Here is an 11,477-nt window from a genome sequence, read left to right as displayed (position 1 = left end):
CTTTACTTATGCGATTTGTCCGCCTAAAGTAAAACATTAATATATTTCCTTTAAAATTAAAATAACAGTAACAAGCAATACCAATCTTGCCTGCACAAAACTAGCATAATAAAAAGTACTAGAAAATTAGCTAATTGCCACTTTGCAGATAGCTCAAAAAGTATTCAGGCAAATTTTTCTGTTACTAAGGCATTGCTAAAAAATTCCAAGCAGAAGATTTTAGAAATTCATCCCGACTCAGCGGAGCTAAACCATCTACCCAATTTTTTAGCTTAAAAATTTTTAGACCACACTCATTGACAAGCAGATCGTAAATTCTGCTATCGTGCCATTTCCCGTCTTTCAATGTCCCATCAACCCATTCCTGAGAATTAATTAAGCCACTTTCAAAGACTAAGTAAGGTTTATAAGTTTTTAATGTTCTGATAGCACCTCTAAAAACCTGCAATTCTACCCCTTCTACATCTACCTTGATGAAATTAATCTTAAGGTCTGGGGCTAATACATCATCAAGTCTCTGAGTTTTAACAGTGATTGGTTCCATAAGTGCATCAGGAATATGGCTTTTACAGCATTCTTTATCCAGGCTACTTACAGCAGGAGCATTCACTACATACCAAAAAGTAGTTTCTGCCTCCGAATCACTCAAAGCTGTTTCTCTTACTTCAACGGTTGGAAATTTTTTTCTAAGCCTACTCGCTAACCGTGGTATTGGCTCAAATGCATAATGAAATCCTAGAGGTGAAAACTGTAAAATTTTGTCAAGTAAATCGCCCGTGTTACAACCAACATCAATACAGTTTGAGTCTTTTGCTAAAACACAAGACATCATTTCAATCGTGAAAGCATTGTCTTGTCTATTAAGAATGTCACTGCGTTTAGGAGGATTTACTATATCTAAAAAAGGTCTTACGACCGGATCGAGAAATGAACCCTTAATTGTTTCTTTTAAAAAGTTTTTTATTTCTAAGAAAATTTTCATCGTCTAGCTGCTCCAGTCACTAAAACGCCACTATACTAACATCAATTAAGGTAGCTTCAAGGTTTTATTGAAGCAGTTAGATTAATTTTATTAGCAGTATAAAAATGTTGAATTATAAAGATTAGCTAGACTGATCTTGAAGAATACGGCGTCTTTGAATAAGCCCAGTCATTTTGGCAGCAAGAGCCTCTATTTGGTAATAAACAGGATGGGGTAAGAAGCAGAGCAAGTAGGCAGCTGCTAAGGTCATCAGCGTGCGGCGGGGTTGCTCCAAAAGGATGCGCCAGTGAGCAGCCAAGGCTCGGTGCATTAGCTGCACAGCCATTGAGCCTGCTTTTAAACGGACTGCACTTCTCGCTAAATATCGCAGTTGATATGCTTTAGTAGGGTTTTCCCATCCAGCGATTAATTCTGGAGCGTAGGAGCGTGTTTTTTCAATTACCCTTTCGAGAGCTTCTAATTGCTTCAGCAAACTAGCTGAAAGACCTCCCGCGTTTACCCGATACAGTGTCAGCGCTTCAGGAATCCCCTCAATTTGCCAGTTGGTTTGGAGGAGGATGCGAAGCCAGCATTCTATATCCTCTGCCTGACGAAAATTATCATCAAAATAGAAATCTTCAACAGTCCCGTAAAGATTATCTTGAAATTTAATCTCTTCAAATACCTCTCGCCGAACTACGGGAGCAGAACCATTTCCAACTGGATTGTCGCGAAGTAAATCGGGTGGTGTAATGTCCTTGAACTTGGGCATCAGATACGTACCCAAGGGATTTCCTGTTGCATCAACAAAAGCAGAACGGCTAAAACTAATCCCTACCGTTGAGGAATTATCTAAATGTTCGAGATGTTTCTCTAATTTTTCCGGTAGCCAAAGGTCATCGCCATCTAAAAAAGCTAAATAGTCGCCATGAGCATGGCGGATTCCGGTGTTTCTTGCTCCAGCGAGTCCTCTATTTTTCTGGCTAACGATTTTAATTCTAGGGTCTATAAACTGCTGGCAAATTTCTACAGTTCTATCGGGAGAGCCGTCATTAACTACAATAATTTCAAAATTTTTGTATGTTTGAGCTAGAACCGATTCAATTGCAGCAGCTATATAATTTTCTACTCCGTAGGCTGGAATAATAACCGAAAATTTTTTCATGAAAAGTACCATTTTATTTAAGTTGCTTGAAAAATTCTTTCGTCAAGCATATCTAATACTTTGCTGTCCCGGTTCATGTCAAATTTTCTAGCAAAGTAATATTTATCTTTAATTAAATTTGGAAAATCTTCAGATGTGAGGATGCGGGGATGACCGTGTCGGCTGTTCTCCCAATCAATATAGCGCATATTGCGGGGATAAAAATTAAACAAACCACTATTTAATAAGATGGTTTGCATAAAAGATTCATCGGGAAGGCGAACTTTCTTGTAGTAGTTCACCAAATCAGGATTGGCAGAGCAAAAATCATGAATGTATTGAATGCATTGTCTAGAAATTGTTTTAAAGTAAGAGCCTCCATAGCATACAAATTTGTCATTAAATGGAGCTGAAGCGGCCCGTTGCCCGATGATGAGTCCATAGGAAGAATCAATCCGCACAAAAGGCTGAACATTATTAATAAGAACTCGAAAAGGTTTGAATAAGGCTCTTTGCCACTTGGCTAATTCTATACCTGACCACCAGTATTGATAGAAGTAGCGATCGCGCCCATCTTTAGCTCCCCAAGTACACTTATCAGAAAGCACATTAAAATAATCAAAAAATCCATCGTACTCGGTTGCAGCCAGAAAATTCTCAAATTTTGAGAGCGATTGAGTCGGATAGTCTTGACCTGTAAGATTAGCTAGCCAATCAAATTGAATATTCTGGGTTAAAATCCAGTCAATAACATCCAAATAAGCTTGGGTTATCGAGAAATCGCCTCTTCCAACTTTCTTAGCTCTTAGTACTTTAACATTCGGTAAACTCTCGAAGAGTTCTACATCTATTTGACTAGCATTAAAGTTATGACTCATCACTATATAAGAGTCATTACTGGACTTTTTAATAACTTTAACCAGCCGATAAATTTGCTCCGGATTGGTATGGGTTTGGATCAGGTAGACAACCCTCATATTCTGCAACCTATTTTGATGGCGAGCGGGTGTTTATAAGAAAGGTTCTATCATTATGCCAATTGACGGGAACGATCTTGAAGAATGCGTCGTTTTTGGGCGGCTCCTGTCATTTTTAAGGCAAAACTTTCCATTTGGCGGTAGAGAGGACGTGGCAGTAACCACAGCGAATAGGCAGCTCCCAACGTCAAAAGTGTCCGCCGGGGTTCGTCAAGAATCATGCGCCAGTGGGTAGATAAGGCGCGGTGAGCCATGTCTACAGCGGTTGGGGCAGCTTTCAGCCGGACTGCCCAGCGGGCTAATTTCCGCAACTCGTAGGCTTTAGCTGGGTTTCCATACTGAGCAATCAAATCTGGAGCATAGGAGCGGGTTTTTTCAAGCACCTTTTCCAAGTCTTCTAACTGCTTGAGTAGGTTGGCTGAAGCGCCCCCAGCATTCACTCGGTACAGCGTCAAAGCTTCAGGAATGCCTTCGATTTGCCAATCAGTCTTTAAGGAAATGCGAAGCCAGCATTCGACATCTTCAAAATGTCGCAATCTTTCATCGAAATAACAATCTTTTGCAGTACCCTGAGGAGCATCTTGAAACTTAATAGCTTCAAAAACCTCTCGCCGAATCACCGGAACTGAGCCATTTCCAATCGGGTTACGGCAGAGGATCAAGGGTGGAGCAATATCCTTGAGTTTAGGCATTTGATAGATACCTAATGGCTGCCCCGCTTCGTCAATAAAAGCAGAGCGGCTAAAGCTAAGCCCGACAGTTGGTGAATTTTCTAGATGCTCAATATGTTTTTCCAGCTTTTCTGGCAGCCACAAATCGTCTCCATCTAAAAAAGCCAGATATTCTCCTTGAGCATGGCGAATTCCTGTATTTCGAGCGGCGCAAACCCCGCTATTCTGCTGGCGAATAATCTGAATTCGAGGATCTGTGAATTGCTGACAAATTTCTACACTTTGATCGGGAGAACCATCATCAATAATTAGAAGTTCAAAATGTTTGTAGGTTTGGTCTAGAACTGATTGCACTGTAGCAGCTATATATTTTTCGACTCCATAGACCGGAATTATGACAGAAATTTTTTTCATTTTAATTTTGAAAAATTGTGAAAAAATAATATTTGCTACAGCCAGCACTTCCTTGTGATTAACTGCCCCCTTACTCTGACTGACTTATAGTAGGAACATCCGTTGTCATGGACGTACTGGGACGCAAATTACCAAGCTTACGGGCTATGACAGAAACTAAACGACGGGGTTTATGAATCAACAAATTATAAAAGGTGAGTGACAGCCGCTTCTGGTAGGACTTTGGTGCAAGACGAAACGAAACATCTTGAGCGTTTGTGTTACAAAGTTCCCTAGGTATTTCAGCGGAGGCAGTTTCTTTAAATGCTTCTGTTAGTTGAGTAGCTAAATTAGGAAAACCTAACTTTTCTGCCATTTTTACGATCAGATGACCGTCATAATTAATGTATTGTTGATGTTTGAAATCTCCACAATAAACAATGCCAAAATCCAAGTATTCCTCTAGCTCATTGGCTAAGCGCACCAAAAGAATATCGCGCTCAAGCGGATCGAGCGTATCAATGCGGTGAAAAATAGCGGGAATCGTCTTTTTATTCCAGGATAGCGTTGCATATCTAGCAAGATACTTCTCAATCTCTTTGCCAACAACACGTTTTACCTGTTCGCGTTTGGCATCGGAAATGCCTTTTTTCCCGTTTCCAAAGTCACCATGAGTATAGGTAGCATGAAGCAGACCTGTTGCTACTATCTTTGCAGGTACATGAAGAGAAACCAGGATACTAGCAGTGCTGACTAGATGGGCAATAAACGTCTTACCTGAGGCTCGAAAAGCACCTGTGAACAGCTGCATTGTCAGCTGATAAGCATCACGGATGCGGTTAATATCGTTGCTTGAGTAGCCTTCTGCACGTAGCTGGTTGAAGAGTTGAATGTTTGTTTGAGCAAAAGAGTGCATAATTTTGCTTTTGATTGGAATGCTTCATTTTTGTTGCACTTGGCTTAGGCGAAGTCCATTGATTTTGTCTAAGTCAAGTGCATTTAAAAAAATTAACAATCATTGAACGGCTTAGGCAAAACCTCTCTCTGAAGAAGGAAAACCCAAACAACATTTCAATTTCAACAGGAGCGTTCCTGAAAAAGCGGGGAATCGCTTAACACAGAACAAGTTTAGTAATAGCATCCACTTTTCCAAGGTAGGAGTACGACTAAAAAAGTCTGTGGATTGCGATCGCTTTCCCCACTTGTTTTCTGGATGAAGACTTAGGTTTTGGCTGTGTAAGGGTATTTATCGTCGAAGCGATCGCACCTTCTTTTGGCACCTTCGTTTCGTCGTTCTACACCCTTACACGCCAACCTAACGGGACGATGCCGTCACTGTAGGCTTCTTCTCCGGTATTGCAGGCATCTGAGGTTGTAGCCCTTTCGCTTGCAGGCGAGCCTGACGATTCGTGAGATAACGGTTAAACACCTTATCTAGAGGACGCAACACTTTTGCGACTCCGCCCCCAGCAAGACCTAAAGTCAGGCGGCTACCAATTGGGTTCAGGATTGTCACGTATCGCCGCCATCCCAAGCGCTTGTAGCGATATTTGAAGTACCCGTCCTCGTCCAAATTCCATTTATCGCGCAAGCGATGCAAGCTATTGAGTTCCCAAGCGTCGCTCCAACGCAGCATATAGAAGAGCATATCTGAAGGCTTCAGTGGCGGGCCTGGAACATAAGTGACAAGAGACGCTGGCTCAAAGTAAACGCTACCACCCGCCTCAACGACTGTCATGCAGAAATCGAGGTGTTCTTTAGTATTGAACATTTGTTCATCGAGCAAGCCGACTTTCTCAAAGATTTCAGCGCGAACCAGCACGCAATGGAATTCTGCTAGTTCGGTTTGTTGACGTTTGAGCTTGGGTCGCACCTCCGCTACTTTCTGACCTTGCTTGTACATTTTCTCGCGGAGACGCCGTCTGGGGTTTTCGCCGACTTTTTCCAGCCAAATGTGGGCTTCTCCACCGGCAAAATGGACAATTTCGTGTACCGGAGTGCCTTGGCAGGTCAGGGGACCCACTACGGTAGCGTTTGTCTCTTCAGCGCACTGAACTAAGCTTTCCAACCAGCCTGGGCTGACGATCACATCGTTATCGATAAAGACGAGATACTTGGTTGTAACCTGACTCAGACCGAGGTTTCTGGCGCGGTTTGGAGTGAGGTAGTGATCGGTGCGAATGATTTGAAATCCTTTTTCAGTCGCTTGCTGTTGCAAATAACGCTGAATGTGAGCGGGTGAACCCCCATCTACGTAAACTAACTTGAATGGGACTGATGTATGTTCGTAAATGCTTTCCAGCGACTCGCGGGCGCAGCTGAAACGTTCGCGGGGTGAAACAACAATCGTAACTTGGGGATCTAACATCAGGAACTCCTCGCTAAAGACTAAACAATTTATCGGCTGTTTTGTTTGCTATGCATCAACTCAGCTAGATAGGGAAAAAACTTGTTTGTGTTTAAAGTCTGTACTGTGTAGTTGCCCGGTGTCGCTTGGGCAGGTCTGTTTTACACAGGCAAAGACTGGAGATTGTGGTAAGACCAGTAAGCTCCCTGCTGGGCAAGCAACTCGTCATGCCCTCCCTGTTCGATAATTCGACCTTTCTCCATTACCACAATTTTGTCGGCATTCCGGACAGTAGCCAAACGGTGGGCAATCACAATTACAGTCCGGTTTGTTCGCAAACGTTCCAGTGCTTCTTGCACTAACTGTTCTGACTGCGAATCTAAGGCGCTAGTGGCTTCATCGAGAATCATGATTTCCGGGTCGCGCAGCATTGCCCTAGCAATTGAAATGCGTTGTCGTTGTCCTCCGGAAAGCCTAACGCCTCTATCTCCTACCACTGTGTCGTATTGGTTGGGCAACTGACAGATAAATTCGTGGGCATTGGCAAGGCGGGCTGCCTCAATCACCTTTTCTCTGTCCATTCCCTCTAAACCGTAGGCAATGTTATCCAGAAGTGAGGCATTAAAAATGTAGGTGTCTTGGCTAACGACTCCGATGTGCTGGCGTAGCGAGACAACATCGTAGTTTCGGATATCTTGACCGTCGATCTCGATTACACCGTCGGTCACTTCGTAGAAACGGGTAACGAGAGATGCCACAGTGGATTTCCCGGCTCCAGAAGCGCCAACCAGCGCCACAGTTTTGCCACGAGGAATTTCTAGATCCAAACCGTTGAGGACGTAAGATCTGCCGCTGTAGGCAAATTTTACATTTTGGAAAAGAATGCGATCGCGCAACCCTGTAAATTTCTGGTTTCCATTAGGAAGCGGATATTTCTCTGGTAACGAGAGCGCTTCCGTGACTTTCGTTAACGCTGGCAGAGACTCTTGGACAGAACCCCTCGCGGCATTCACCTTTTTCAGTACCGGAACAATTCTAATCAGAACCAGCATGAATATTAGTAGCTCTGCGGTCGTGAGCAGACCCTTGGAGATAAACAAAGTGTAGCTACCGACTAAAACCACCATCGCCGCAGCCAAAGTCGCTAACTCTGTCAGCGGGTCGATGATGTTTAGCTTCTTAGCTAGCCCAATGTTCGCCTCCATATAATTGCTACTGATCTTATTGAAGCGGTTCAGTTCAAAATCCTCCGCACCATAAGATTTAACGATGCGAACACCGCCTAACGTATCTAAAGCCATCGCGTTTAGAGTGCGTTTAGCAGTAACAACTAAACCCCCCGATGTCTTAATCTTTTTCAAGAAATAACTGAGCCATAAAGCAACGCCTGTAATCAAAAATGTCGTTAGAACCGTCATTTTCCACGACACGATCACCAACGTTCCCAAATACGCGATTAAAATCAGCAGGTTGGTCAAGCCATAAAAGAAGTTAGTCAACAGCTTGTTTGTTTCCATCACCTCTGTATGTAAGGTGCTGGTTACTTTACCCATCTGCACATTATCAAAAAATTCAATGGGCGAATATAAATAGGTTTGATACAGCCGTTTCCTCAAGCGTTTGATGACGGCTTCCCGATAAATGGAAGTCAAGACTTGGGAAATGTAGTAGAAATACCCTTTTAAAATTAAAGAACCCATGAGGACTAAGGCAAACAAGCTAATGAGCGTTCCTTTACCTTGCTGCGCTAGCCAACTGTTCAACCCTTCCGTTAAAGCCATTTGAGGAAGAAGCGTTCCACCTCCTTCATTCAAAATTACTTTTAGGAAAGGAATCATCAATCCGATTCCTACACTATCTAGAATAGAAGACAAAATCATTGTCACTAAACCTAGATAGAGAGGTTTCTTCTGCACCTCCAAAATCAGAGAGGTCAGTTTATCGAATTTTCCAATTCGCTTCATTAAGCCCAATTTTAATTTTGCTTTAGCCTCACGCAACCTTGTTTCTCGTCCGAGTGTCTGACTTCGACTCATAGTGTCTACCGCTACTGAACCTTTGAACAGCCAATCGTTGATTGCTAATTCCAGGCTAAATTTTCTTGCCGGAGCGCTTTTTCCTGATATTTCACTGTGCCGACGCTTGCTCTTAAATTATTTTGCTCGTAGGAAACACAGTGTTAGCTTTGTTCACTTTCTCTAGTAAATGTTACCAGAGTTTTTGCTATAAAAGCATCGAAAAAACACGATTTTCCCTATTTTTAATGTGAAGTTTTAGTGAAGTTGCAATTAATATAAAATCCTTGCTTGAAGTTTTTATTTTTTAACTCATTCAATCAGAAAATCATTCCGGTTTATATCATGTCTTTTCTAGAGAAATATACTTCTAATGGCAGATTTTAACCTGCCAAATGCAATTTGAACGGTTGAACTCTATCTAATGGTAGATTTCTACTAACCGCTCGTTCAACTTGTTAAAGTCGTAATGCGCTTCTACGTAGGCGCGACCGGAGCGACCCATTTCAGGCCAAACTTCCGGATGTTCAAATAAATAGTCCAACTTTTCAGCCAGAGTATCGGCATCTCGTTCGGGAACCAAAAAACCTGAAATCCCATCTTCAATCAGTTCTGGAATGCCACCGTGTTGCGTCCCTATCACGGGTAAACCCATTGCCATTGCTTCTTTTAATACGTTTACGGGGGCATCTTGATCGCCGTTCTTCGCTGTCACGCAGGGGGCGATAAATATATGGGAGTTGTCGAGAATTTCAATGAGTTCCTGCTGCTGCTTGTGACCCAGCAATTTTACTTTGTCACTAACGTCCAGCTCATCAATGAGTTGCTGCAAACTTTCCTTTAATGGCCCATCCCCAACGATGTTGTACTCGATGTTGGGGTATGCCTTAGCCAACTTGGCAATGGCACGAATTCCATACTCAATCCCTTTTTTTTCGACAAGGCGACCCGTGGTGACAATCCCAATACGACCATCAGCGGGTAGATGACGTGTGGTAAACACAAACTTGCTACAATCAATGCCCGAACGAAGGACGATGATTTTCTTCTCATCGCAACCTAGCTTAATCAGGCGACGTTTGAAATAATCGCAGTTAGAAAGAAAAAGGTCTCCTGTGGCGAATAGGGGATTATAAACGTCTTCACCGAATTCCTGAATATGCTGGCTAATATCGAAACCGCGAAATGAGGTAATTAATTTTCCGTGGGGCGCACCAATCAGCCGAAATGACATCCCGATGAATCCTAAAGGGCCAAATTGACAATGGATGATGTCGTATTCTTTTTTGCCCAATAATGAGACTGCTGCATATAGTAACCTCAATGAAGCAGCTTCTTTGCCATACTTAAAAACATTAAGCGATCGCAGTAATAGGGCTGGATCTTTGTAGCTGTTCGCGAATAGCAACCCCAAGCCTTTTAGCCCGCGAATCGCAATATTAGATGGCATTTGGATATAGTAGGTGCGATTCAGGAGTTGGTACTTTTCTACTGCTGGATGCACCTTGGAAGTATCTCCGAGTTGGTCAGAATAGATATCAACTTCGTGACCCCGATCGATTAAACCAGCGATTTGGTTTAAGATAAAGGTTTCTGACAAAACCGGAAATCGACCAACAATCATCGCGACTTTCACAACAATTTTACCCCTACAACTTGACTTTTCTATTTACTAAATACCCTATCAGGTAATTAGCAGTTTCTCGTATATTTCAACTAAATGGTCGTTTAGCTGCCCAATTTCATAGTGTTTTTCCACGTATGCACGACCAGCTGCACCCATTTCGGGCCAGACCTCTGGGTGGGCGATTAGGTAGCCTAATTTTTCAGTCAAAGCATTGACATCCCGTTCTGCAACTAGGAACCCTGAAACCCCATCTTCGACTAGCTCAGGGATGCCACTATGGTGAGTGCTGGCAACTGGCAAACCCATTGCCATTGCTTCTTTTAAAACATTAGGAATTCCTTCTTGATTATTATCCTTACTGGTTACGCAGGGAGCTACAAAAATGTGGGAATCGTTGAGAATTTGCACGACTTCGTGCTGTTGTTTCCAGCCCAAGAGATTTACTATATTTCCAACATCTAACTCTTGAATCAGTTGCTGCAAGTCTGGCTTTAAAGAGCCATCACCAATAATATTGTACTCAACATTGAGGTTCATTTTTGTCAAGTTAGCAATAGCGCGAATACCATATTCAATCCCTTTTTTTTCAATTAGGCGACCTGTTGAAACAATCCGCACTTTACCATCGGGATGCGGATAGCGTGTCTTAAAGGAAAACCGATTACAATCGATTCCTGAGCGGAGTACAATAATTTTTTTTTCATTGCAGCCCAGACTAATCAATTTATTTTTAAAATGTTTACAAATGGGCAGGAAACAGTCTCCTTTTTCAAAAAGCTTTTTATAGATATCGTCACCATATTGACTGAGATACATAGTGAGGTCAGAACCTCGAAATGAGATAATTACTTTAGCTCTAGAGGCAGCAATTGTCCTAAAGTACATCCCTAAGAATCCTAAGGGTCCAAACTGGCAATGGATTATATCGTATGGCTTATTTGATAGAAATGGGAGTAACGAGAATGTTGTATACAGCATCCTCAATGAAGCAGCTTCTTTGCCATACTTAAAAACATTAAGCGATCGCAGAAATGCAACAGGATTTTTGTGGAAATTTGCTAACAGCAGTCCAATCGCTTTAATTACATAAATTAAATGATTGGCTGGTCTTTGCTCCGGAACATAGTAGGTGCGCTCAAGAAGTTGATATCTTTCCACATCTGGGTGGATTTTGGCAGTATCGCCCGGTTGCTGGGCGTAAATTTCAATCTCTTGTCCTCGCTCAATCAGCCCCACGATCTGATTTAAGATGAACGTCTCTGATACAGTAGGAAATTTACCAACAATAAAAGCGATTCTCATCGTAAATTTCACCTAATATCCGATACTCTGCTGTCATCAT

Annotated in this window: 9 protein-coding genes; all 9 read right to left on the bottom strand. The window is 42.4% G+C overall.

Features of this window, described 5'->3' with window-relative positions; genetic code table 11:
• Positions 1-184: 184 nt before the first annotated feature.
• Complete coding sequence (locus NC996_RS04165; protein ID WP_190682277.1) at positions 185-982, bottom strand: FkbM family methyltransferase; 798 nt, start codon at positions 980-982, stop codon at positions 185-187.
• Positions 983-1,103: 121 nt separating this feature from the next.
• On the bottom strand, positions 1,104-2,126 hold the full coding sequence (locus NC996_RS04160) for a glycosyltransferase family 2 protein (RefSeq protein WP_190682274.1): 1,023 nt from the start codon (positions 2,124-2,126) through the stop codon (positions 1,104-1,106).
• Positions 2,127-2,143: 17 nt separating this feature from the next.
• A complete protein-coding gene (locus tag NC996_RS04155; RefSeq protein ID WP_190430089.1) occupies positions 2,144-3,082 on the bottom strand; it encodes a beta-1,6-N-acetylglucosaminyltransferase in 939 nt (312 codons plus the stop codon).
• 53 nt (positions 3,083-3,135) lie between these two features.
• On the bottom strand, positions 3,136-4,167 hold the full coding sequence (locus NC996_RS04150; RefSeq protein WP_190682271.1) for a glycosyltransferase family 2 protein: 1,032 nt from the start codon (positions 4,165-4,167) through the stop codon (positions 3,136-3,138).
• A gap of 70 nt (positions 4,168-4,237) precedes the next feature.
• Positions 4,238-5,062 (bottom strand): DUF6817 domain-containing protein, encoded by an 825-nt coding sequence (locus tag NC996_RS04145; protein WP_190682269.1) that lies wholly within the window; start codon positions 5,060-5,062, stop codon positions 4,238-4,240.
• A 399-nt stretch (positions 5,063-5,461) separates the two neighbouring features.
• Positions 5,462-6,514: a glycosyltransferase gene (locus NC996_RS04140; RefSeq protein WP_190430092.1), complete on the bottom strand. Its 1,053-nt coding sequence runs from the start codon at positions 6,512-6,514 to the stop codon at positions 5,462-5,464.
• Positions 6,515-6,654: 140 nt separating this feature from the next.
• A complete protein-coding gene (locus NC996_RS04135) occupies positions 6,655-8,529 on the bottom strand; it encodes an ABC transporter ATP-binding protein (protein WP_190682266.1) in 1,875 nt (624 codons plus the stop codon).
• 400 nt (positions 8,530-8,929) lie between these two features.
• The gene (locus tag NC996_RS04130) at positions 8,930-10,144 is read right to left on the bottom strand and encodes a glycosyltransferase (RefSeq protein ID WP_190682263.1); all 1,215 of its coding nucleotides are present in this window, start codon (positions 10,142-10,144) and stop codon (positions 8,930-8,932) included.
• 48 nt (positions 10,145-10,192) lie between these two features.
• Positions 10,193-11,437, bottom strand: coding sequence for a glycosyltransferase (locus tag NC996_RS04125; protein ID WP_190682260.1), 1,245 nt, complete (start codon positions 11,435-11,437; stop codon positions 10,193-10,195).
• Positions 11,438-11,477 lie beyond the last annotated feature (40 nt).

Origin of the sequence: Trichocoleus sp. ST-U2, assembly GCF_039961875.1 — a bacterium.
In the GTDB taxonomy this organism is placed as follows: domain Bacteria; phylum Cyanobacteriota; class Cyanobacteriia; order Cyanobacteriales; family FACHB-T130; genus FACHB-T130.
Note: the sequence above shows the minus strand (reverse complement) of the source record. Positions and strands in the feature narration are given on the sequence as shown.

Bases quoted from the DNA above. Each gene is read 5' to 3' on its own strand.
- NC996_RS04135 (WP_190682266.1), bottom strand. From the start codon at position 8,529: ATGAGTCGAAGTCAGACACTCGGACGAGAAACAAGGTTGCGTGAGGCT.
- NC996_RS04165 (WP_190682277.1), bottom strand. From the start codon at position 982: ATGAAAATTTTCTTAGAAATAAAAAACTTTTTAAAAGAAACAATTAAG.
- NC996_RS04140 (WP_190430092.1), bottom strand. From the start codon at position 6,514: ATGTTAGATCCCCAAGTTACGATTGTTGTTTCACCCCGCGAACGTTTC.
- NC996_RS04145 (WP_190682269.1), bottom strand. From the start codon at position 5,062: ATGCACTCTTTTGCTCAAACAAACATTCAACTCTTCAACCAGCTACGT.
- NC996_RS04150 (WP_190682271.1), bottom strand. From the start codon at position 4,167: ATGAAAAAAATTTCTGTCATAATTCCGGTCTATGGAGTCGAAAAATAT.
- NC996_RS04160 (WP_190682274.1), bottom strand. From the start codon at position 2,126: ATGAAAAAATTTTCGGTTATTATTCCAGCCTACGGAGTAGAAAATTAT.
- NC996_RS04155 (WP_190430089.1), bottom strand. From the start codon at position 3,082: ATGAGGGTTGTCTACCTGATCCAAACCCATACCAATCCGGAGCAAATT.
- NC996_RS04125 (WP_190682260.1), bottom strand. From the start codon at position 11,437: ATGAGAATCGCTTTTATTGTTGGTAAATTTCCTACTGTATCAGAGACG.